At 70.6% G+C, this 21965-nt stretch carries 18 protein-coding genes; 14 read left to right on the plus strand and 4 right to left on the minus strand.

The window, feature by feature from the left end:
• Nucleotides 1–42 precede the first annotated feature (42 nt).
• The 3 genes from AB5J50_RS39020 (at nucleotide 43) to AB5J50_RS39030 (ending at nucleotide 1895) form a co-directional block, all read left to right on the plus strand.
• A complete protein-coding gene (locus AB5J50_RS39020; protein WP_369263393.1) occupies nucleotides 43–900 on the plus strand; it encodes a GntR family transcriptional regulator in 858 nt (285 codons plus the stop codon).
• A 78-nt stretch (nucleotides 901–978) separates the two neighbouring features.
• Complete coding sequence (locus AB5J50_RS39025; RefSeq protein ID WP_369263394.1) at nucleotides 979–1446, plus strand: hypothetical protein; 468 nt, start codon at nucleotides 979–981, stop codon at nucleotides 1444–1446.
• Between the two features lie 146 nt (nucleotides 1447–1592).
• Nucleotides 1593–1895 carry a hypothetical protein gene (locus AB5J50_RS39030; protein ID WP_369263395.1) on the plus strand — a complete coding sequence of 101 codons (303 nt, stop codon included), beginning with the start codon at nucleotides 1593–1595 and terminating at the stop codon, nucleotides 1893–1895.
• Between the two features lie 109 nt (nucleotides 1896–2004).
• On the opposite strand, the gene AB5J50_RS39035 is transcribed toward AB5J50_RS39030, so the two are convergent.
• Together AB5J50_RS39035 and AB5J50_RS39040 are read right to left on the minus strand one after the other, a co-directional pair.
• The gene (locus AB5J50_RS39035) at nucleotides 2005–2778 is read right to left on the minus strand and encodes a hypothetical protein (RefSeq protein WP_369263396.1); all 774 of its coding nucleotides are present in this window, start codon (nucleotides 2776–2778) and stop codon (nucleotides 2005–2007) included.
• A gap of 150 nt (nucleotides 2779–2928) precedes the next feature.
• The gene (locus AB5J50_RS39040; RefSeq protein WP_327432754.1) at nucleotides 2929–4602 is read right to left on the minus strand and encodes a PucR family transcriptional regulator ligand-binding domain-containing protein; all 1674 of its coding nucleotides are present in this window, start codon (nucleotides 4600–4602) and stop codon (nucleotides 2929–2931) included.
• Nucleotides 4603–4967: 365 nt separating this feature from the next.
• Between AB5J50_RS39040 and AB5J50_RS39045 the strand changes: the two genes are divergently transcribed.
• From AB5J50_RS39045 to AB5J50_RS39070, 6 genes are all read left to right on the plus strand, one after another.
• A complete protein-coding gene (locus AB5J50_RS39045; RefSeq protein WP_369263397.1) occupies nucleotides 4968–5858 on the plus strand; it encodes a xanthine dehydrogenase family protein subunit M in 891 nt (296 codons plus the stop codon).
• Nucleotides 5858–6460: a (2Fe-2S)-binding protein gene (locus tag AB5J50_RS39050; protein WP_369263398.1), complete on the plus strand. Its 603-nt coding sequence runs from the start codon at nucleotides 5858–5860 to the stop codon at nucleotides 6458–6460. The genes AB5J50_RS39045 and AB5J50_RS39050 overlap by 1 nt, the downstream gene beginning before the upstream one ends.
• A 2-nt stretch (nucleotides 6461–6462) precedes the next feature.
• Entirely contained in the window at nucleotides 6463–8850 is a 2388-nt protein-coding gene (locus AB5J50_RS39055; RefSeq protein WP_369263399.1) for a xanthine dehydrogenase family protein molybdopterin-binding subunit, read from the plus strand.
• Nucleotides 8851–9139: 289 nt separating this feature from the next.
• Entirely contained in the window at nucleotides 9140–10597 is a 1458-nt protein-coding gene (locus tag AB5J50_RS39060) for an NCS2 family permease (protein ID WP_369263400.1), read from the plus strand.
• Nucleotides 10598–10641: 44 nt separating this feature from the next.
• Nucleotides 10642–11793 (plus strand): XdhC family protein, encoded by a 1152-nt coding sequence (locus AB5J50_RS39065; protein WP_369263401.1) that lies wholly within the window; start codon nucleotides 10642–10644, stop codon nucleotides 11791–11793.
• Between the two features lie 172 nt (nucleotides 11794–11965).
• The gene (locus AB5J50_RS39070; RefSeq protein WP_369263402.1) at nucleotides 11966–13132 is read left to right on the plus strand and encodes a glycoside hydrolase family 6 protein; all 1167 of its coding nucleotides are present in this window, start codon (nucleotides 11966–11968) and stop codon (nucleotides 13130–13132) included.
• A 94-nt stretch (nucleotides 13133–13226) separates the two neighbouring features.
• Here AB5J50_RS39070 and AB5J50_RS39075 read toward each other — a convergent pair whose 3' ends face one another.
• Complete coding sequence (locus AB5J50_RS39075) at nucleotides 13227–13694, minus strand: SRPBCC family protein (RefSeq protein ID WP_369263403.1); 468 nt, start codon at nucleotides 13692–13694, stop codon at nucleotides 13227–13229.
• Between the two features lie 127 nt (nucleotides 13695–13821).
• Between AB5J50_RS39075 and AB5J50_RS39080 the strand changes: the two genes are divergently transcribed.
• The 3 genes from AB5J50_RS39080 to AB5J50_RS39090 all read left to right on the plus strand — a co-directional run bounded on the left by AB5J50_RS39080 (nucleotide 13822) and on the right by AB5J50_RS39090 (nucleotide 17416).
• A complete protein-coding gene (locus AB5J50_RS39080; RefSeq protein ID WP_369265633.1) occupies nucleotides 13822–14835 on the plus strand; it encodes a DUF2278 family protein in 1014 nt (337 codons plus the stop codon).
• Nucleotides 14836–14957: 122 nt separating this feature from the next.
• On the plus strand, nucleotides 14958–16178 hold the full coding sequence (locus AB5J50_RS39085; protein ID WP_369265634.1) for a cytochrome P450: 1221 nt from the start codon (nucleotides 14958–14960) through the stop codon (nucleotides 16176–16178).
• A gap of 23 nt (nucleotides 16179–16201) precedes the next feature.
• Complete coding sequence (locus tag AB5J50_RS39090) at nucleotides 16202–17416, plus strand: cytochrome P450 (RefSeq protein WP_369263404.1); 1215 nt, start codon at nucleotides 16202–16204, stop codon at nucleotides 17414–17416.
• 31 nt (nucleotides 17417–17447) lie between these two features.
• Here AB5J50_RS39090 and AB5J50_RS39095 read toward each other — a convergent pair whose 3' ends face one another.
• Nucleotides 17448–18128 (minus strand): polysaccharide deacetylase family protein, encoded by a 681-nt coding sequence (locus tag AB5J50_RS39095; RefSeq protein ID WP_369263405.1) that lies wholly within the window; start codon nucleotides 18126–18128, stop codon nucleotides 17448–17450.
• Nucleotides 18129–18218: 90 nt separating this feature from the next.
• Here AB5J50_RS39095 and AB5J50_RS39100 point away from each other — a divergent pair, with 90 nt between their 5' ends.
• Entirely contained in the window at nucleotides 18219–19898 is a 1680-nt protein-coding gene (locus AB5J50_RS39100) for an NAD(P)/FAD-dependent oxidoreductase (RefSeq protein WP_369263406.1), read from the plus strand.
• 132 nt (nucleotides 19899–20030) lie between these two features.
• Nucleotides 20031–21779 (plus strand): NAD(P)/FAD-dependent oxidoreductase, encoded by a 1749-nt coding sequence (locus tag AB5J50_RS39105; protein ID WP_369263407.1) that lies wholly within the window; start codon nucleotides 20031–20033, stop codon nucleotides 21777–21779.
• Nucleotides 21780–21965: the final 186 nt, after the last annotated feature.

The raw sequence follows: 21965 nt of genomic DNA on the forward strand, positions 1-21965 counted from the left end.
CCGCAATGACCCCCAAGTACCACCAAGCCCGGAGGAGGACCCGTGGAGCAGGCCGGTCCGCGCAGCGCGCACGGCTCCGCCGGGGCGGGGGTCCCGGACATCCGTACGGCGGCCGTTCGGGTGCCCGCACAGCCACAGGCCTCGGACATGGACCGGAAGCGGGGCACCGGCTCCGGAGGCGCCGGGACCGGAGCCGGTGCCGGGGCCACGGCTCGCGGTGAGCACACGCACAGTGAGACGCCCATCCCGCGCCCCCGCGCCGAGGGCGCCCGCGCCGTCGTGCAGCGTGCCTCCGTGCGCGGGCAGATCCTCGACGCCCTGCGTACCGCGCTCGTCACGGGAGAGCTCGCCCCCGGGGCGGTGTATTCGGCGCCCGCGCTCGGCGAGCGCTTCGGGGTGTCCGCGACGCCCGTACGGGAGGCGATGCAGCAGCTCGCGCTGGAGGGCGCCGTCGAGGTCGTCCCCAACCGGGGGTTCCGCGTCATCGAGCGCGGCACGCGGGAGCTGGCCGAACTCGCCGAGATCCGGGCCCTGATCGAAGTCCCCGTGATGCTGCGCCTCGCCCGCACCGTGCCCACCGCCCGCTGGGCGGAGCTGCGCCCGCTCGCCGAGGCGACGGTACGGGCCGCGTCCTCGGGCTGCCGCGCGACGTACGCCGAGTCCGACCGGGCCTTCCACCGTGCGGTGCTCGCCCTCGCCGGCAACGCCCAGCTGGTGCAGATCGCGGACGAACTGCACCGCCGCGCCCAGTGGCCGCTCGTCGGCGGCCCCGTCTCCCGCGGCCGCGCCGACCTGGTGGCCGACGCCGCCGAACACACCGCCCTCCTGGACGCCTTGATCGCCGAGGACCTGACGGTCGTGCAGTCCCTGGTGCGGGAGCACTTCACCGGCGCGTGCTGAGCTTGCTCCCCGGCCTCGGGCCCGGGCGCCCGAAAAACGTGTATCGCCGCAGGTGGCGACACGTCTAGCCTGTGGGCCATGCATCAGGACCGAAGACGCGAGCGGCGGTCGGCCCGCCGCGCGGAGACAGTACGGACTCGGCACCAGGACGCTCCGGCCCTGACGGTCGCGGGAGCCGATGTCGTCCTCGTCGGGTACTTCTCCGCCAAGCAGAAGGACTTCGCCGCGCTCATGGACTCGGCGGCCGCGGAGATGACAGCGCGCGGCGCACGGGTCGTGGGCCGGATCACCCAGCGCCGCGGCGTCTCGGGCGGCGGAGTCAAGAAGATGGCCCTGCCGTATTCCTCGCGGACTCTCCTGAGCCGTGGGAAGGCCCGTGAAGCAGCCGAGGCCTGCGAGCGGACCGATGCCGACGCGGCGGTGTTCCTGACACCCCTGACATCTCTGACTGATCATCAAGTACGGGTACTGGCAACGCTGTTCGGCCGTCCCGTGGTGAGTCTCGGTGAAATCCTCGCAGCGGACGGTCTCGCGGACGGCCACTGAAGCCGCGGGTACGTGCCCTTCCGCTCACCCGTGTCACGGACCCGTACGGTCCGCGCAACACACCCCGACACCGGGAACCCGGCCCGCCCCGCCCGCGTGCCCCTGGATACACGGCGAGAGCCGGACCGAACCCGGGGGAGATTCCGATGCCCGACCCGTCCTGGATGGCACAGCAGCAGGCCCAACAGGCCGCCCAGCAGGCCCAGCAGATCCACCAGAACAACGTGCGCCACCACCGCCACATGCACGACATGGCCCGCATCCACGGCGGCACACCCCAGATGCACCGCCCCATGCCGTACAACGGGAGCCGGGGCGGCAGCGTGCGCGGCTTCCTGACGCTCCTGGTGATCGTGGCCGTGGTCGTCTACGTGGCCCACGACCCCGAACTCCGCACCACGGTGACGACGTTCGCCCGCAATCTTCTGGCGCGCGTTCAGAGCAACTAGACGGATCTGTTCAACTCCGGAGTCGGGCAGCTCAGATCAGGGGCGCGAGGAACTGCGCGCCCAGCCACAAACAACCCGCAGCCGCCCACTACAAATGCCCCCCGAGCTCTCAGGCGCTCGCCGCAGGCGGAGCCAACTGCTGAGCCAGCCACGTAGGCACACCCCCGAGCAGCCGAAACAGCCGCCCAGCCTCCGCCCGCAACCGAGACGCCTCAGGTTCGACCTCGGCATCGGCCAAGGACGCCAACGCCGGAGCCGTACCGACCAAATACCCCAACTCCTCACGGATCCGCAGAGATTCGGCGAAGCCGTGCCGCGCCTCGGCCAACTCCCCGTCCCGCAGGGCGAGTCCAGCGAGATGCCGCCAGGTGAACGACTGCAGCAAAGGGTCCCCCTGGGCGACGGCGCCCGCATGAGCCCGCCGATACGCCGCGCGCGCGGCCTGCGGCGACCGCGCGAGATTCTCGGCGAGCAGCCCGCGCCGGAAGTCGAGGAGGGCCCGCCCGGGGGCACCCGGCGTGATCAGCGCCGCGGCCCGGCCGAGCGCGGCGCGCGCCTCGTCCGCCCGGTCACGCACGCCGAGCAGCGTGGCCGCGTACGCCAGTTGCCCGCGCTCACAGGCCGCCGCGCCCCGCTCGTCGTCGCTCTGGGCCACCGCCTCCGCCGTGCGCAGCGCGTCCTCCGCCTCGGCCCAGCCCTGCTCGGTGTACAGACACCGTTCGACGAGGAGTGAGGCTCGCTGGAGCGACGCTCCCGCCGTGTGCGGTTGGAGCAGTGCCGCCGCGTCGGCCCAGCAGGCGCGCGAGCGCAGCCGCCATACCGCGGTCTGGAGTGGATCGTCCCCTGCAGTCGTTCCGGAACCAGACATGGCGGTATGCGCCACGTTGCCCTCCCCGAGCACGCCATTGAGCTGTTGAGTGCTGGCATCTCAGCACGGATCACGGGGCCCGGCCAAGAGGGTGGGTGAAGGATTTCACAAAGTCGTGGGACACCGGCGGCACTTGGGGAGTCCGGGGCCGCCGGGCCCGCGACCTCAGCTCATGCGCAACGCCAGGAAGAAATCGAGCTTGTCCTCCAGGCGCGACAGGTCCCGACTCGTCAACTGCTCGATACGGCCCACCCGGTAGCGCAGCGTGTTGACGTGCAGGTGCAGCCGCGTGGCGCACCGCGTCCAGGAGCCGTCGCAGTCGAGGAACGCCTCCAGGGTGGGGATCAGCTCGGCACGGTGACGGCGGTCGTAGTCCCGGAGCGGGTCCAGAAGCCGTGCGGTGAAGGCGCGGCGTACGTCGTCCGGCACGAACGGCAGCAGCAGTACGTGCGAGGCCAGCTCCTGGTGCCCGGCCGCGCAGACCCGGCCCGGACGCGCCCCGGCGACGCGGCGTGCGTGCCGGGCTTCCTCCAGCGCGCCGCGCAGCCCCTCCGCCGAGTGCACGGCGGCGCTGACGCCGAGCGTGAGCCGCCCGTCGTCGTTCAGGCCGGCCGAGAGCGGGGCCCGTACGGCCTCCAGAAGCGTGTCGGCGAGCAGGCCAGACTCGGAGCCGTCGTGCTCCGCCGAGACAGCCGGAAGGGGTACGAGGGCGATCGCCTCGTCACCCGTGTGGGCGACGGCGATACGGTCGGAATGCTCCGGTCCCGCCGACAGCGGGTCGACGAGGATCTCCTCGAGCAGTGACTGGGCGACCGGACCGCCCTCGATCTCGCCGCCCTCCCACTCGACGCGGGCCACCACGACCTGCCAGTGCGGCGCGGCGCCGAGCCCCGGCAGCAGCACCGGCGCGGCCACCCGCAGCCGCGCCGCGATCTCGGCGGGCGCGGCGCCGGTCTGCACCAGCTCCAGAACCTCCTGCGCGAGCCGCCGCCGCACTGTGCGCGCCGCGTCCCGCCGGTCCCGCTCCACCGCGATCAGCTGGGTGACACCCTGGAGCAGGTCGAGCCGTTCCTCGGGCCAGTCCCCGGCATCCGCCTCGACGGCGAGCACCCAGTCGGAGAGCACCGTCTCGCGCACGTCCCGGGACGCGCCCGTGGAGCGCCCGGACGAGCGGACCGGGAAGAGCGAGTACGGCGTCGTGCCCACCGTCACCCGGTGCGGCCCCCGCCGTCCGGTGCGCGCCGCCGCCAGGTGCTCGGCGGCCAGCTTGGCGCACACGTCCGCGGGCAGCGCGCCCCCCTCGGCCTTGGAGCCCGCGATGGGCCGTCCGGTGGGCGAGAGGACCCAGGCCCGCAGGTCCAGGTCGGTGCCGAGCAGATCCAGGACCACGTCCGGGCCGCCGCCGGCCGGACCGGAGGTCATCATCCGCCGGTGGCGGTCCACCACGGCGGCCAGATCCCCGGCGCGCTCGCCCGAGACCTGCCGGACGACGTGTTCGGTGATCGTCGCGAAGGCCACCCGCTCGTTCACCGCGAACAGCGGCAGCCGGTGCCGGGCGCAGGCCAGGACCAGATCGTCCGGCACATCGCCCAGCTCCGCCTCACCGGCGGCGAGGGCCGCGACCCCGGCGCCCGCGAGGATGCGTACGAAGGGCTCGGAGTCCGCGGCGTCGTGCCGCCAGGCGAGGCCGGTCAGGACCAGCTCGCCGCCCGAGAGGTAGCGGCTGGGGTCCTTGAGGTCCGTGGTCATCACACCGCGTACGGTGCGGTCCAGCTCGTCCTCGCCGCCGAGCAGCCGCAGGCCCAGCGCGTCGGTGTCCAGCAGTGCGCGCAGCCGCATTCTCGTCGCCGCCGTTCTTTGTCTCGAAATCTACGATGGATCTATGGGATCCGGGAGCGGATCCCCCGTGAGTGGGTCTGGCGAGCCATACCGGTCGGCTCCCGGGCTGTGACCTGGCTCTCAAGGGCTGTGACTGACGTTTCCCCAGGAAAACGAGGAGGTTACTGATGACCTCCGTTCATACGAATCTACAAGATGCGCGCGCTGGCCAGCCAACTCCTTCATGGTTTCGGTGACTGACCCCGGTGGAGGACGGAGCGGTGTACTGGCCCCAATCCGCGTTAACAACTCATGAACGAGCCGGGCCCGCCGCACACGATCTGGCTTGATCAGAACCACCACGATACGAATGAAGAGAGCCACTCATGGACTTCCTTCGCCCCGCCAGCTGGGAGGAGGCGCTCGCCGCCAAGGCTGAGCACCCCACCGCTGTGCCGATTGCGGGTGGCACCGATGTGATGGTCGAGATCAACTTCGACCACCGCCGGCCCGAGTACCTCCTGGATCTGAACCGCATCGGCGAGCTGAGCGAGTGGGAGGTCGGCGAGGAGAGCGTGCGCCTGGGCGCCTCCGTTCCGTACACCCAGATCATGGAGAACCTGCGCGGCGAACTGCCCGGCCTGGCCCTCGCCTCCCACACCGTGGCCTCCCCGCAGATCCGCAACCGCGGCGGCGTCGGCGGCAACCTCGGCACCGCCTCCCCGGCCGGTGACGCCCACCCCGCGCTCCTCGCGGCGGGCGCCGAGGTCGAGGTCGAGTCCGTACGCGGCTCGCGGCTGATCCCGATCGACGAGTTCTACACCGGCGTGAAGCGCAACGCGCTCGCGGCCGACGAGCTGATCAGGGCCGTACACATCAACAAGGCGGACGGCCCGCAGCAGTACTCGAAGGTCGGCACCCGCAATGCCATGGTCATCGCGGTCTGCGCCTTCGGCCTGGCGCTGCACCCCTCGTCGCGCACGGTCCGCACCGGCATCGGCTCGGCCGCGCCGACCCCGGTCCGCGCCAAGGCCGCCGAGGAGTTCCTGAACGCGGCGCTCGAAGAGGGCGGCTTCTGGGACAACGGCAAGATCATCACCCCGTCGGTCGCCAAGCAGTTCGCGGACCTGTGCTCCGCCGCCTGCAACCCGATCGACGACGTCCGGGGCACGGCGAGCTACCGCCGCCACGCGGTCGGCATCATGGCCCGCCGCACGCTGACCTGGACCTGGGAGTCGTACCGCGGCACCGCCGCCCGCACGGAGGGAGTCGCGTAATGCGCGTCAATTTCACGGTCAACGGCCGAAAGCAGGAAGCCGACGACGTGTGGGAGGGCGAGTCCCTTCTGTACGTGCTGCGTGAGCGCCTGGGCCTGCCCGGTTCCAAGAACGCCTGCGAGCAGGGCGAGTGCGGTTCCTGCACGGTCCGTCTCGACGGTGTGCCGGTGTGTTCGTGTCTGGTCGCGGCCGGTCAGGTCGAGGGCCGCGAGGTCGTCACGGTCGAGGGTCTCGCGGACTTCGCCAAGCAGCGCGCGGAGCACAGCGGTTGCGGCACCGGCGCGTGCGGCACGTCCGGGAAATCGGGCACGACGCTCGATGAGGCCAAGCACTGGGCCGCCAAGGGCCACGACTCGCAGACCGGCGAGGGCGGCGAACTCTCGCCCATCCAGCAGGCGTTCATCGACGCCGGCGCCGTCCAGTGCGGCTTCTGCACCCCGGGCCTCCTGGTGGCCGCGGACGAGATGCTGGAGCGCACCCCGAACCCGACCGACGCGGACATCCGCGAGGCGCTCTCGGGCAACCTGTGCCGCTGCACGGGCTACGAGAAGATCATGGACGCGGTCCGCCTTGCGGCCGCCCGGCAGTCCGAGGCGGTCTGACCATGGGTACGACTGGTACGCCCACCAACATCACGCAGGGCTCCAAGACCAAGGGCGGCATCGGCGAGTCGACGCTCCGCCCGGACGGCACCCTCAAGGTCACCGGCGAGTTCGCGTACTCGTCCGACATGTGGCACGAGGACATGCTCTGGGGCCAGATCCTGCGCTCCACGGTCGCCCACGCGGAGATCGTCTCGATCGACACCTCCGAGGCCCTCGCGCAGCCCGGCGTCTACGCCGTCATGACGTACGACGACCTGCCGACCGAGGTGAAGAACTACGGTCTGGAGATCCAGGACACCCCGGTCCTCGCGCACGGCAAGGTACGCCACCACGGTGAGCCGGTCGCGATCGTCGCCGCCGACCACCCGGAGACCGCGCGCCGCGCGGCCGCCAAGATCAAGGTGGAGTACAAGGAGCTGCCGGTCATCACGGACGAGGCGTCCGCGACCGCGCCCGACGCGATCCTGATCCACGAGGGCCGCGACGACCACCACATCGGTCACGTCCCGCACCCGAACATCGTGCACCGTCAGCCGATCATCCGCGGCGACGTCGAAGAGGCCGCCAAGAAGGCCGACTTCATCGTCAAGGGCGAGTACACCTTCGGCATGCAGGACCAGGCCTTCCTCGGCCCCGAGTCCGGCCTCGCCGTGCCCTCCGAGGACGGCGGCGTCGACCTCTACATCGCCACCCAGTGGCTGCACTCCGACCTGCGCCAGATCGCCCCGGTCCTCGGCCTGCCCGAGGACAAGGTCCGGATGACGCTCTCCGGCGTCGGCGGCGCGTTCGGCGGCCGCGAGGACCTGTCGATGCAGATCCACGCCTGCCTGCTGGCGCTCCGCACCGGCAAGCCGGTCAAGATCGTCTACAACCGTTTCGAGTCCTTCTTCGGGCACGTCCACCGTCACCCCGCGAAGCTCTACTACGAGCACGGCGCGACCAAGGACGGCAAGCTCACCCACCTGAAGGCCCGGATCGTCCTGGACGGCGGCGCGTACGCCTCCGCCTCCCCGGCGGTCGTCGGCAACGCGTCCTCGCTCGGCGCCGGCCCGTACGTCGTCGACAACGTCGACATCGAGGCCATCGCCCTCTACACCAACAACCCGCCCTGCGGCGCCATGCGCGGCTTCGGCGCGGTCCAGGCGTGCTTCGCCTACGAGGCGCAGATGGACAAGCTCGCCGACAAGCTGGGCATGGACCGGGTCGCCTTCCGTCAGCTCAACGCGATGGAGCAGGGCACGATCATGCCGACCGGGCAGGCCGTCGACTCGCCGGCCCCGGTCGCCGAACTCCTGCGCCGCGTCAAGGCGATGCCGATGCCGCCGGAGCAGCAGTGGCTCGCGGCCGGTGAGGCCGCCGACGTACGGCAGCTGCCGGGCGGCCTCTCCAACACCACGCACGGCGAAGGCGTCGTACGCGGCGTCGGCTACGCGGTCGGCATCAAGAACGTCGGCTTCTCCGAGGGCTTCGACGACTACTCGACCGCCAAGGTCCGTATGGAGGTCGTCGGCGGCGAGCCCGTCGCGACCGTCCACACCGCGATGGCGGAGGTCGGCCAGGGCGGCGTCACCGTCCACGCGCAGATCGCCCGCACCGAGCTGGGCGTCACCCAGGTGACGATCCACCCGGCCGACACACAGGTGGGCAGCGCCGGTTCGACATCCGCGTCGCGTCAGACGTACGTCACCGGTGGCGCCGTCAAGAACTCCTGCGAGCTGGTGCGCGAGAAGGTCCTGGAGATCGGCCGCCGCAAGTTCGGTACGTACCACCCCGCCTGGGCCACCGCCGAACTCCTCCTGGAGGGCGGCAAGGTCGTCACCGACGGCGGCGAGGTCCTCGCCGACCTGGCCGACGTACTCGAAGGCGAGGCCGTCGAGATCGAGGCCGAGTGGCGGCACCGTCCGACGGAGCCCTTCGACCTGCGCACCGGCCAGGGCTTCGGCCACGTCCAGTACACCTTCGCCGCGCACCGCGCGGTGGTCGAGGTGGACACCGAGCTGGGCCTGGTCAAGGTCATCGAGCTGGCCTGTGCACAGGACGTCGGCAAGGCGCTCAACCCGCTGTCCGTCATCGGCCAGATCCAGGGTGGCACCACCCAGGGCCTCGGCGTGGCGGTCATGGAGGAGATCATCGTCGACCCCAAGACGGCCAAGGTCAGGAACCCGTCCTTCACGGACTACCTGATCCCCACCATCCTCGACACGCCGACCATCCCCGTCGATGTGCTCGAACTCGCCGACGACCACGCCCCGTACGGGCTCCGTGGCATCGGCGAGGCCCCGACCCTCTCCTCGACTCCGGCCGTCCTCGCGGCGATCCGGAACGCGACGGGTCTGGAGCTCAACCGGACGCCGGTACGCCCCGAGCACCTCACGGGCACCGCGTAACCCCCGGGGGCTGGGAGAGAAACTTCTTCCTGGGGGGGGACTTCGTCCCCCCCAAACCCCCCTCGCAAGGCTCTCCGGGCGGCGCCGGGAACGTCACACTTCGCCGCGCCGCCCGGAGTACTCAAGTACCGCACCGCTCGCGGCACTTGACGCAACACCCTTAGTTGATCGCTCAATCCCCTAGTTCGCCTCGGGCCGTCCCCCGGGTCGTGCAGCCGAAGCACCTTCCCAAATCCCGCAGCCGACCGAGGCTCCGCGGGTGCCCCTGTGAACCTTGGGAGTAAGGCACATGACCCAGCAGTCACTGGAGCCGCAGACCGTCGCGGAGGACGCGGGCACGGGTAGCCGTGTCCCGGCCGGACGGTTGTGGCTCGACCGGTACTTTCACATATCCCAGCGGGGAAGCTCGATCGCGCGTGAGGTGCGCGGTGGCGTCACGACCTTCATGGCGATGGCGTACATCCTGCTGCTCAACCCCCTGATCCTGTCCGGCAAGGACGCGGCGGGGGACATGCTCGGCCAGAAGGCCCTGATCACCGCGACCGCGTTCGCGGCGGCCTTCACCACGCTTTTCATGGGCTTCGTCGGCAAGGTGCCGCTCGCCCTGGCCGCCGGACTCTCCGTCTCCGGTGTGCTCTCCTCGCAGGTCGCCCCGCAGATGACCTGGCCGCAGGCCATGGGCATGTGTGTGATGTACGGCGTGGTCATCATGCTCCTGGTCGTCACCGGCCTGCGCGAGATGATCATGAACGCGATTCCGCTGGCGCTGAAGCACGCGATCACCATGGGCATCGGCCTGTTCATCGCGCTGATCGGCCTGGTGAAGGCCGGCTTCGTCCACCAGGGCAAGGCGACCCCGGTCACGCTCGGCCCGACCGGTGAACTCGCCGGCTGGCCGGTCCTGCTCTTCGCGGCGACCCTGCTGCTGATCTTCATGCTCCAGGCGCGCGGCGTCCCCGGCGCGATCCTCATCGGCATCGTCTCCGGTACGGTCCTCGCCGTCGTCCTCAACGGCCTCGGCGTCATCGACCCCAAGCAGTGGGCCAGCGGCGCTCCCGAACTGCACGGCAGCGCAGTCTCGATGCCTGACTTCTCGCTCTTCGGCAAGGTCGAGTTCGGCGGCTGGGGCCAGGTCGGCGCGATGACGGTCGGCATGATCGTCTTCACCCTCGTGCTCGCCGGGTTCTTCGACGCGATGGCCACCATCATCGGCGTCGGCACGGAGGCCAACCTGGCCGACGCGCAGGGCCGGATGCCGGGTCTGTCCAAGGCGCTGTTCATCGACGGCGCGGGCGGAGCGGTCGGCGGTGTGGCCGGTGCGTCCGGCCAGACGGTCTTCGTCGAATCGGCGACCGGAGTCGGCGAGGGCGCCCGCACGGGCCTCTCCTCGGTGATCACCGGCCTGTTCTTCGCGGCCTGTCTCTTCTTCACCCCGCTGACGGCGATCGTCCCCGGCGAGGTGGCGGCGGCGGCACTGGTGGTCATCGGCGCCATGATGATGATGAACGCCCGCCATGTGGACTGGGCCGACCGCGCCACGGCGATCCCCGTCTTCCTCACCGTGGTGATCATGCCGTTCACGTACTCCATCACGGCGGGAGTCGCGGCCGGCGTCATCAGCTACGTCGCCATCAAGATCGCCCAGGGCAAGGCCCGGGAGATCGGGGCGTTCATGTGGGGCCTGACGGCGGTCTTCCTCGTCTTCTTCGCCCTGAACCCGATCGAGAGTTGGATGGGCGTCCACTGACGCTCAAGAATCCCGTACGCAACCGCTGTTAAGGAGACCGAGAGATGCTGGACATCGCCGAAGAGCTGCACCGGTGGGTCGAGCAGGGACGCGAGTTCGCCGTGGCCACCGTGGTGGCCGTCGGCGGCAGCGCGCCCCGCCAGCCGGGCGCCGCCCTCGCCGTCGACTCCGACGGCACGGCGATCGGCTCGGTCTCCGGCGGTTGCGTGGAGGGCGCGGTCTACGAACTCTGCCAACAGGCGCTGGAGGACGGCGAAACCGTCCTGGAGCGCTTCGGCTACAGCGACGACGACGCCTTCGCGGTCGGCCTGACCTGCGGTGGCATCATCGACATCCTGGTCACCCCGGTCCGTTCCGGCGACCTCGCCCGCCCGGTGCTCGCGACGGCGCTGGCCGCCGCGGCGGGCGGTGAGGCGGCGGCCGTCGCACGCATAGTCTCGGGCCCGGGGGAGCTGATGGGCCGCGCCCTCGTCGTACGCCCCGACGGCTCGTACGGCGGCGGCTTCGGCGCCCACCCCGAACTGGACCGCACGGTGGCGAGCGAGGCGGCCGCCTTCCTCGACGCGGGCCGCACCGGCACCCTGGAGATCGGAGAGCAGGGCTCTCGTTGCGGAGCGCCGCTCACGGTACTGGTGGAGTCCTCGGTCCCGCCCCCGCGCATGATCGTCTTCGGCGCGATCGACTTCGCCTCGGCACTGGTCCGCATCGGCAAGTTCCTGGGCTACCGCGTCACGGTCTGCGACGCCCGCCCGATCTTCGCCACGGCGGCCCGTTTCCCGGACGCGGACGAGATCGTCGTCGAGTGGCCGCACAAGTACCTGGAGCGCACGGAGACCGACCCCCGAACGGTGCTCTGCGTCCTGACCCACGACGCCAAGTTCGACGTACCTCTGCTCCAGCTCGCGCTGCGGCTTCCGGTGGCGTACGTGGGCGCGATGGGGTCGCGCCGGACACACCTCGACCGGAACGACCGGCTGCGCGAAGTCGGCGTCACAGAACTGGAGTTGGCGAGGCTGCGCTCGCCCATCGGCCTCGACCTCGGCGCCCGGACGCCCGAGGAGACGGCGCTGTCGATCGCCTCGGAGATCGTCGCCAACCGGCGCGGGGGGAGCGGGGTCTCGCTCACGGGCGCGCACACCCCGATCCACCACGAGGGGGCGTCGGCGTCCGTGGGGCGGATCGGGTCGGTGGCCTGACCGGCGTACGCACGAGGAAGGGCCCGCCGCAGACCATGGCGGGCCCTTTCTCGTGTCCGTGGCATCCGTATCCGTGTCATCGGTATTGACGCGAGCATGACCCTCGACGAATCTCCCATGGGAGCGCTCCCGCAAGTCCCTCGTGACCGTTGCGATCCAGGAGTGAACCCGGATGAGACGTACCCCAACATGGCTTGCCGCTCTGTCCGTCGGGCTGGCGGCCCTCTTCGTCGCACCATCGGCGCACGCCGCGGAGCCGGTGGACCGCGGCCCCTCGCTGTATGTCCCCGACGCCAACCCGGCGGCGTACGACCAGGCCCTGGAACTCGCCCGGGCCGGCCAATTCCTCGACGCGGCAGGCGTCTTGGCCATGGTGAACACCCCGCAGGCCGTGTGGTTCGGGGATCAGAGCCCCGCCCAGGTGGAGCAGCTGATCCGCGGAGTCGTGCGGGACGCGGACAAGGAGGACGCGATCCCCGTGCTCGCGCTGTACAACATCCCCGGCCGCGACTGCTCCAACTACTCCGCGGGCGGTGCCGCCGACACGGCGGAGTACAAGGACTGGATCGATGCCGTGGCGCGGGGGATCGGGGGGCGTGACGCCCTCGTCACCCTTGAGCCCGATGCCCTCGCGCTGCTGCCGTCCGACTGCGGGCAGGACGACGCGCAGGGGACGAAGACCGCCGCACGGTACGTGGAGGTCAACTACGCGGTGGACAAGCTGGAGCCGTTGGCCGGGACCCGGGTCTATCTCGACACCGGGCATCCGGGCTGGCACACCGTCAACTCCATCGTGCCGAGGCTGATCAAGGGCGGCGTTGCACGTGCCTCCGGCTTCTACACCAACGCCTCGAACTACAACACCGACGACGCCAACTCCTGGTACGGCAAGCTGATCTCATCGTGTCTGGCGTATGTGGACGGGGGCGGTGACGTCGCCGAGTGTCCGCATCAGTGGTGGCCACGGGCCGACGCGCAGGCCTGGCTCGACGCGCATGTGAAGACGCCCCCGTCGCGGATGAAGCACTTCGTCACCGACTCCAGCCGTAACGGGCAAGGGCCCTGGACTCCGCCCGCCGGCAAGTACACCGACGCGCAGGACTGGTGCAATCCGCCGAACCGGGGCCTCGGTGCCCGCCCGACCCTGCGCACCGGTGACCCGTTGCAGGACGCCCGGCTGTGGATCAAGACGCCCGGTGAGTCGGACGGGCTGTGTCTGCGCGGTACGGCGGGGCCCGAGGATCCGGAGCGCGGGATGATCGACCCGGACGCGGGGGACTGGTTCCCCGGGCAGGCCCTGGAGCTGGTCCGGTTCGCCAATCCGCCGATCCTGCGCTGACGTTCGGAAGGGAGGCGGCCTCGCCTCGGCCGGGTGGCAGCCCCGCCTCCGTGAGGCGTCGGCTTCCCCCTGGCCGGGCGGCTGCCTCGCCCGGTCAGGCGTCCCCGGCGTCCCCCTCTCCATCGTCACGTCGCAGCAACGCCTCCACCGCCCGCCCGAACATCCACCGCGCCACCCACCGCAGCGGCCGATCGGCGACCCCGGGCAGCCATCGCACCCTCAGGTCCTCCCGCCACACCACGCGCGAGCCCCCGCCGTCCACCGGCCGCACCTCGATCTCGGCCCACCCCGTGACGAAGGTGCCGTGCTTGACCAGCCGGCACCACCCCGGCCCGCCGTCCCGCGGCGGCTGCCATGTGACGACCTCCATCGGGTCGTCGAACGCCACGGGCCCCACCCCCGATCGCGCCACGAAGGAGGTGCCCACCCGTGTCGGCGGCGGTGTGAGCACCGTGACCCGGGTCAGGGGGACGACATCCGCGTGCCGGGGCCAGTCGGTGAGGCGCCGCCAGCTCCGGTCGACGGGCAGGGGAGACGCGCGGTGCAGCAGGAAGAGGACCACCAGGTGATCGTAGGCAGTCGAACGCCCAGTGAATTCTCACGCAACCACCCGATATCGGGCGTCATCGCCCTACCATTCCCTCATGGGGCGAGCGACGGCGCCCGCCCCCAGGGGGAAGTTGGTCACCATGCCGCTCAAGGCGTACGGCGTACTGGTCACACGGGCGGTCGACACCCGCCGGGAGGGTTCCGTCGACACCCCGCACTACCAGATCCATCTGACGGACGATCAAGGGACGCACTACCGGGCGTCGGTCAACGTGAAGTCGCAGGAGCGGCCGTCCGAGCTGCTCTATCTCGTCAACGACGACTTTCAGCACCCGGTCACCGCGCACCTGGAGGGCCTGACCTCCGGCTGGAACACGCTGCCGCCCGGACCCGGCGGCCCGAACCTCGACTTCGTACGGGGCAATCTCTTCGACCCGGCGAAGATGCGCACGCTGCCACCGGACGTGCAGGGTCCCGACAACGACCTGGCGGATCTGCTCGACCACTACGTACGGCGCGCGGTCGACGACCCGGCCGCCCGGCTGTACGTCTTCGGCGAGCGCTTCGGCCCCGAGCCCAGCGTCCGGGACAAGGTCTTCGGGTTCCTGCCCGGCAACGGCGTGCACGACATTCATATGAACCAGGGCAACAGCGCCCGCTTCCAGGACGACGACGGGGTCTGGCAGGACGGCGGACTGCTGATCCACTTCCCGGCCCAGTCGCGCTGGGTCGGCGTCTTCCTCGCCTTCCAGAGCCAGTCCTGGCACACGGACGACGTCACCGGACACACCATCGTCCCGGACGGCGGCGGCTCCCGCCCCGAACCGGGCAGCCAGCCGGTGCGTATCGTCGCGGCCCTGGTCAATCCGCGGGGCCCGGCGCCCGAATCCGAGAACGTCACGCTGATCAACGCCTCACCCGACCCGGTCGACCTCACGGGCTGGCGCATCGCCGACCGCCTGGGCCACACCTGCCCGGTGCCCGCCGGTCAGCTCGCCCCCGGTGCCAGCCTGTCGGCCTCCCTGGCGGACGGCGTCCAACTGGGCAACAGCGGCGGCCAGATCACCCTGCTCGGCGCCGACGGCCTGAAGGTGCACGGCGTCTCGTACACCGCCCAGCAGGCCGCCCGCGAGGGCTGGACCGTCGTGTTCTGACACCGCACCTCCCTCCCTCCTCGACCCTCGTTGACCTTTCTTGGCCGGAGGCGCCCTACCACCCCGCCCCACCCTGCGGCACCATGAGCGCGACCCCGCACCCATGGCCGGAGGGCGCCCCCGTGGACCATGAACTGCACGGCAGGCTCGACGAGTTGCAGCGCGATCCCTACCCGCACTACACGCGGGCACGGCAGACCGAGGGACTCGTCCGGGTGCCCGAGCTGGACGCCTGGCTGGTGGCCCGGGACGCGGATGTACGGGAGGTGCTGCGGCGGCCGGAGGACTTCTCGTCGGCCAACGCGCTCACACCCGACGTGCTGCCGTCGCCCGCCGCGCTGGCCGTGCTGGGCGGCGGATTCGGCGGCCGGCCGGTCGTCGTCACCTCCGACGGGGCCCGGCACCAGGAGCTGCGCGCCCCGATCGTCCGGGGCCTGTCGCCCGCGCGGGTCGCGGCGGCCCTCCCGTACGCCGCCGAGCGCGCCGCCGCGCTCGTCGACGCCTTCGCCAAGGACGGTCACGTCGAGCTGATGTCCGCGTACGCACGGCGGTTACCGGGCGACGTCATCGGGCGGATCGTCGGGTTCGATCCCGAAGACGTACCCGCCGTAGTCCATGGCGGCCACCGCGCCGAAGAGCTGCTGTTCCGCCCGCTGGACGAGGACGGGCAAGTGGCCGCTGCCCAGGACGTCGTGACGATGCAGCACATCCTCGACGCGCTCATACGCGAGCGTCGCGACCGTCCGCGTGCGGACCTCGCCGACGAACTCATCGACTCCCTCGCCCCCGGTGACGGTGAGCTGACGCTCGATCAGCGGCACGAACTCGTCGCGCATCTGCAGAACTTGCTCATCGCGGGCCATCTGACCACCACCGCGCTCATCGGAAGCACGGTGCTGCACCTGCTGCGCCATCCACGCCAGTGGGAGCTCCTGTGCGCGGAACCCGACCGCATTCCGGCGGCCGTCGAGGAGGCCGCGCGCTACGACACGGCACTGCAGGGCTTCCGGCGCGTCACCACCCGTACCGTGACCCTGGCGGGCACCGAACTCCCGGCGGACTCCAGCGTGTTCGTCGCCTTCGGCGCGGCCAACCGGGACGGGGCGCGCCACCCGCGGCCCGACGAGTTCGACATCACCCGCGACCCCGGCCGCCATCTCGCCTTCGGTTTCGGCGTGCACAGCTGCCCCGGATCGCAGCTCGCTCGCGAGCAACTCCGCATCACGCTCGAGGTGTTGACGCGCAGGCTGCCGGGACTGCGGCTTTCCGGGGACCACTCCCCGGTTATCATGCGTCCCACGATGATCCACCGATCGCCCGAGGCGCTGCACCTCGCCTGGTGACCGACCCCGCGACAGGAGACCACGTGCCGGACCAGCCCTACGTCATCGACCCCGCAGGCGCCGACCTCCACGGGGAGGCGGACCGGCTGCGCGAACGTGGTGCCGTCGCTCTCGTCGAACTCCCTGGCGGGATACGGGCCTGGGCCCCCACCCAGTACGAGATCCTCAGGCAACTCCTCGCCGACGACCGTGTCTCCAAGGACCCGAACCAGCACTGGCCCGCGTGGATCGACGGCGAGTACCGCGAGAGCTGGATCACCCTCTGGGTCGGTGTGACCAACATGTTCACCGCGTACGGCGCCAACCACCGCAGGCTGCGCAAGCTCGTCTCGCCCGCGTTCACCAAACGCCGTACGGACGCCCTGAAGCCCCGTGTAGAAGAACTCGCCGCCACCCTCCTCGACCGCATGGCCGAGGTGCCCGGCGGACGGGCCGATCTGCGGTCCGCGTACGCGCACCCGCTTCCGATGCGGGTGATCTGCGAGCTGTTCGGCCTGCCCGAGGACAAGCGGGCCGACATCGCGCGGCTCATCGAGGCCAACATGGACACCACCCTCACCCCCGAACAGGCCATGGCCACCTACCGGGAGATTCACGAACTGCTCGCCGGACTCGTCGCGTTGAAGCGCGAGCAGCCCGGCGACGACATGACGACCGCCTTGATCGCCGCCCGCGACGAGGAGGGCTCCCGGCTCACCGAGACCGAGCTGATCGACACGCTCCTCCTTGTCATCGGCGCGGGTCACGAGACGACCGTGAACCTGATCGGCAATGCGGTGCACGCCCTGCTGAGCCACCCCGGCCAGCTCGCCCGCGTCCTCGGCGGCGAGATCCCCTGGAGCGACGTCATCGAGGAGACCCTGCGCTGGGCCCCCTCGATCGCCAACCTTCCGCTGCGGTACGCCGTCGAGGACATCAAGCTCCCCGACGGCTCGCTGATCCCGCGGGGCGACGCGATCCTGGCGACGTACGCGGCGGCCGGCCGCGACCCCCTGCGGCACGGTGAGAGCGCGGCCCGCTTCGACATCGCCCGCGCCGACAAGGAGCACCTCGCCTTCGGCCACGGCGTCCACTACTGCATCGGCGCCCCGCTGGCCCGCCTGGAGGCGTCCGTCGCGCTCCCGGCCCTCTTCGAGCGCTTCCCCGGGCTGAGTCTCGACGCTTCCGAGGGGCCGGCCCGGCTCGCGGAGTCGTTCATCGGCCACGGCTACCGGACACTGCCGGTCCGGTTCGGCTGATTCCCCGTAGAAGACTTGGGCTGACTATTCGTCAGGGTCGGTACACGGTACCGGGCTTGGCCTTCGCCGGTGCCAGCAGTTGCGGCACGGTCACGAACACGTACCCCCGCTTCTTCAGCGCGTCGATGATCCCGGGCACCGCGGGCACGGTGCCCGGGTAGAGGTCGTGCAGCAGGATGATGCCGTCGCGGGACGACTGCTCCAGGACGCGCTTCTGTATCAGCTCGGGGTCGCTCGTCCGGTAGTCCTTGGCGGTCACGCTCCACAGGACCTCCGCGAGCCCGAGCTCGCGGCTGATCTTGTGCACCGTGTCGTTGGTCCGCCCCTGCGGCGGTCGCATCAGCGTCGGCTTGTGCCCGGTGAGCTTCTCTATCGCGTCGTTGGGCTTCTTGAGCTCCTCGCGTATCTGCTCCGGCGTGATCCGCGTCAGGATCTTGTGGTCCCAGGTGTGGCTGGCCACCTCGTGCCCCTCGGCGGCCATGCGCTTGACCAGCTCGGGGTACTTCTCGATGTGCCGCTTGCCGAGCAGGAAGAAGGTCGCCGGGACCTGCTTCTCCTTGAGGATGTCGAGCAGCCGGGCCGAGTGCTCGCTCGGCCCGGCGTCGAAGGTCAGCGCGATGCACTTGACCTCCCGGCAGTCCACCGTCCCGAACCGCGCCTGCGCACCGGCCGCGGCCTGCGCGCGAGCGGCGCTCGGCTCGCCAACTTCCACGCCGAACGGACGTGCCGCCGGCGGCCTTTACCGACTAAGTCACCATGTGTAGAATTCAACGCATCGAGAATTATTGGCCACCGGGCGGCGGTGAGGCACGTGGACGTGACCGGCAAGGACAGTTCGCGCACGGTGTACGACGTGGCCGTGATCGGCGGCGGGTTCGCGGGTTCACTGCTCGCGGCGGTGCTCGCGCGCAACGGGGTGCGGACGCTTCTCGTCGAGGAGGAGACGTCCCCGCGCTTCTCGGTGGGCGAGTCGATGGTTCCGTACACCGCGGCACTCGCCCGTGTGGTCGCCCGGCGTTACCGCGTGCCCGAGGTCGAACACCTCACCAGCCTCAAGGCAGTTCAGGGCAAGGTGTCGGCCAACTGCGGGGTGATGCGGAACATGGGGTTCGTCCACCACCGCGAGCACTTGCGCCAGCATCCGGGGGAGGTCTACCAGGTCGTCAACCCCTCGGTCGTACCGCCCGTGCCCCACCTCTTCCGGGAGGACGTCGACGCCTGTCTGCTGGGCGTCGCACGGCAGTACGGGGCCGAGGTGTGCACGGGCTCCCGGGTGGACGGTGTGGATATCGACCCGGACGTCGGAGTGACCCTGCGCACCGGGAGCGGTGACGAGTTCGCCGCGCGGTATGTGGTCGACGCGGGCGGTCATCGGGCCTTGTTGGCCGGGGAGTTGGGGCTGCGGGAGGAGCCGAGCCGGGCCCGGCACCAGTCCCGCACGCTCTTCACGCACATGACGGGCGTGACCCCGTACGACGAGACGCCGGCCGGGCGGCAGCACGACCAGCCCAGCCCCTGGCACCAGGGCACCCTGCACCACGTCTTCGACGGCGGCTGGCTGTGGGTCATCCCCTTCGGCAACCAGCCGCGCTCCGCCAACAGCCGGTGCAGCGTCGGCCTCACCCTGGACCCGCGCAGGCACCCCGTCTCCGGACTGTCGCCGCAGGAGGAGTTCGATGCGTTCCTCCGCCGATTCCCCGATGTGGCAGGGCAGTTCACGCATGCCATGCCGTCCCGGCCCTGGACCTCGACCGGGCGGCTGCAGTACTCCTCGAAGCGTGTCGTGGGCGACCGCTACTGCCTGGTCGCCCACGCCGCCGGTTTCGTCGACCCGCTCTACTCGCGCGGTCTCGCCCACAGCCTCGAGGTCGTCAACGCGCTCGGCCGGCGCCTGATCGACGCGGCGCGCGACGGCGACTGGTCCACCGAGCGGTTCCAGTACGTGGAGGACCTCCAGCAGGCCCTCTTCGACGCGCACGACGATCTGGCGTACGCCTCCTTCGTGTCCTTCCGCGACTTCGAGCTGTTCAACGCCGTCGTCCGGACCTGGACGGTGAGCACCGTGCTCGGCGCGCTCGCCGTGGAGAACGCGTGTGCCCGCTACGGCCGGAGCGGCGACGACTCCGTCTTCCGGGATCTGGAGGACACCCGGCACCCCGGATCGCCGTTCCCCGGGAGCGCGCACTACAACGCCCTCGGGCCGCTGACCCGCACCCTGTGCGAGGAGGTGGAGGCCGGCGCGCGCACGTCCGGGTCGGCGGCGGAGCGCATCTTCGACGCCATCCGGCAGGCGGACTACCTTCCGCCGTCCCTCGGCCTGGGGGACCCGGCCGACCGGTTCTTCCACAACACTCCCGCGCGCATCGTGCGGGCCGCCAGGTGGGTTCGCACCGACGCTCCCGACGAGGTCGGCGCCCTGCTGAAGGGGGCCATGGGCGGGCTGATCAGGGAGCGTCTGCGCGGCGCGCGCCGCCCCCACTGACGCGGCCGGGTCCGTCCGGCGGACGAGGGCCCGGCCGCGCGGTCTCCCCATGCCGGTCGCACGGTCGCAAGGCACATATGGCTGCCGTGTGCCGGCCACAGTCCTGTCCGACCGACGACAAGGAGAGAGCACGTGAAACCAACGGGCAACTCTGAGCCGCAGAAGAAGACCGAACGGGAGAAGAGGACCGAACGGGGGAAGAGGACCGCGCCGGAGAGCGTGACCGCGCTGGAGAAGCAGACCTATGACGTCGCGATCCTCGGATCGGGCGTCGCCGGATCGCTGCTGGGGGCGATCCTGGCGCGGAACGGGGCCAAGGTCCTGCTGCTGGACGCCGGTTCGCATCCGCGGTTCGCGATCGGCGAGTCGACGATCCCGTTCACCCTGGTGTCGCTGCGTACCCTCGCGGAGCGCTACGACGTGCCGGAGATCGCCGCGCTCGCCTCGTTCACCGACACCACCCGGACGATCGGGCCGCGCTTCGGCGTCAAACGGCACTTCGGGTTCCTGCTCCACCACGAGGGTGCCCCGCAGAACCCCCGCGAGGTCAACGAGTTCAACACCCCGCCCCAACTGCTGCACGAGGCAGCCCACTTGTTCCGCCAGGACACCGACTCGTACCTCTTCCAGGTGGCGGTCAAGTACGGCTGCAAGGCCCGGCAGAACTTCTTCGTCACCGACATCGACTTCGACGGCTCGGGTGTCACCCTGGCCGGGAAGGACGGCGAGTACCGGGCCCGCTATCTGGTCGACGCGAGCGGATTCCGTTCCCCGGTCGCGGACAAGTTCGGGCTGCGGGAGGACCCCTGCCGGTTCAAGCACCACTCCCGTTCGATCTGGAACCACGTCGTCGACCTGACCCCGACCGACCGGCTCTTCGACCACCTTCCGGACAGCCAACGGCCGCCCGTGCCCTGGTACGAGGGCACCGTCCACCACATGTTCGACCGCGGCTGGGCCTGGGTGATCGGCTTCAACAACAACAAGTGGTCCAAGAACCCGCTGTGCAGCGTCGGCATGACGGTCGACCCGCGCCGCTTCCCCAAGCCGGAAGGGGTGAGCCCGGAGGAGGACTTTCACCGGCTCGCCGCGCCCTTCCCGGACATCGTCCGGCAGTTCGAGGGCATGAAGGCGGTACGGGAATGGACCTCGACCGGACGCCTCCAGTACTCCTCCAAGCAGACCGCGGGCGACCGCTGGTTTCTGCTCTCGCACGCGGCCGGCTTCCTCGACCCGCTCTTCTCGCGCGGCCTGTCCAATACGACCGAGGCCCTGAACGTGCTGGCCTGGCGGCTGCTGAGCGCGGTCAAGGACGACGACTTCTCCGGTGAACGGTTCGCGCCGGTGGACCGGCTCCAGCAGTCGCTGTTCGACTACAACGACTCGCTGGTCAACTCGGCCTTCATCTCCTGGTGCGACTACGACCTGTGGAGCGCGGTCTTCAGGATCTGGGCCTGGGGCGCGAACGCGGGCGTGTACCGGATGCAGACCGCGCTCACCAAGTTCCGCAAGGACGGCCGCGACCGCCACTTCGTGGACCTGGAGGACGTCCCGTATCCCGGCCTGTACTGGCCCGACCACGACGGCTTCGCCGAGCTGTACGAGACGATGGTCAAGCAGTGCGAGGCCGTTGAGGCCGGTGCCGTGTCCGCCCCGGACGCGGCGGACCTGCTGTACGAGCGGCTCCTCGCGGCCGACTTCGTGCCCAAGCACTTCGGGTACGCCGAGCGCGAGGTGCGCTTCATCAACCCGAGCCCCAAGACCCTGCTGAGGATGCTCCGTTGGGCAGCCACGGAGGCGGACCCCGTGGTGCGCCGGCTGGTCCTGGGCAACGGACGCGAGGCGGTCAAGGCGAGGCTCAAGGGCACCAAATTGTTCTGACGGTTCGTCAGGAATCTCTGCGCCGCACGGGTTTGCCGTAGAAGTCAACGTGTGTAGAATTCAATGCGTACGGAATTCTGGTCCCTCCCGGAGACCCTGGGGACCGGGTTTCGCAACCCATCGTTGGCAATGGCGCTGAACGAGAGGTGCGGTGCGATGTCAGAGACCCTGACGTGGAGCGGAACG

Origin of the sequence: Streptomyces sp. R35, from assembly GCF_041053035.1 — a bacterium.
Classification (GTDB): domain Bacteria; phylum Actinomycetota; class Actinomycetes; order Streptomycetales; family Streptomycetaceae; genus Streptomyces; species Streptomyces lutosisoli.

Coding starts and splice junctions, on each gene's coding strand:
- AB5J50_RS39025 (WP_369263394.1), top strand. CDS start 979: ATGCATCAGGACCGAAGACGCGAGCGGCGGTCGGCCCGCCGCGCGGAG.
- AB5J50_RS39030 (WP_369263395.1), top strand. CDS start 1,593: ATGCCCGACCCGTCCTGGATGGCACAGCAGCAGGCCCAACAGGCCGCC.
- AB5J50_RS39040 (WP_327432754.1), bottom strand. CDS start 4,602: ATGCGGCTGCGCGCACTGCTGGACACCGACGCGCTGGGCCTGCGGCTG.
- AB5J50_RS39045 (WP_369263397.1), top strand. CDS start 4,968: ATGGACTTCCTTCGCCCCGCCAGCTGGGAGGAGGCGCTCGCCGCCAAG.
- AB5J50_RS39050 (WP_369263398.1), top strand. CDS start 5,858: ATGCGCGTCAATTTCACGGTCAACGGCCGAAAGCAGGAAGCCGACGAC.
- AB5J50_RS39055 (WP_369263399.1), top strand. CDS start 6,463: ATGGGTACGACTGGTACGCCCACCAACATCACGCAGGGCTCCAAGACC.
- AB5J50_RS39060 (WP_369263400.1), top strand. CDS start 9,140: ATGACCCAGCAGTCACTGGAGCCGCAGACCGTCGCGGAGGACGCGGGC.
- AB5J50_RS39065 (WP_369263401.1), top strand. CDS start 10,642: ATGCTGGACATCGCCGAAGAGCTGCACCGGTGGGTCGAGCAGGGACGC.
- AB5J50_RS39070 (WP_369263402.1), top strand. CDS start 11,966: ATGAGACGTACCCCAACATGGCTTGCCGCTCTGTCCGTCGGGCTGGCG.
- AB5J50_RS39080 (WP_369265633.1), top strand. CDS start 13,822: ATGCCGCTCAAGGCGTACGGCGTACTGGTCACACGGGCGGTCGACACC.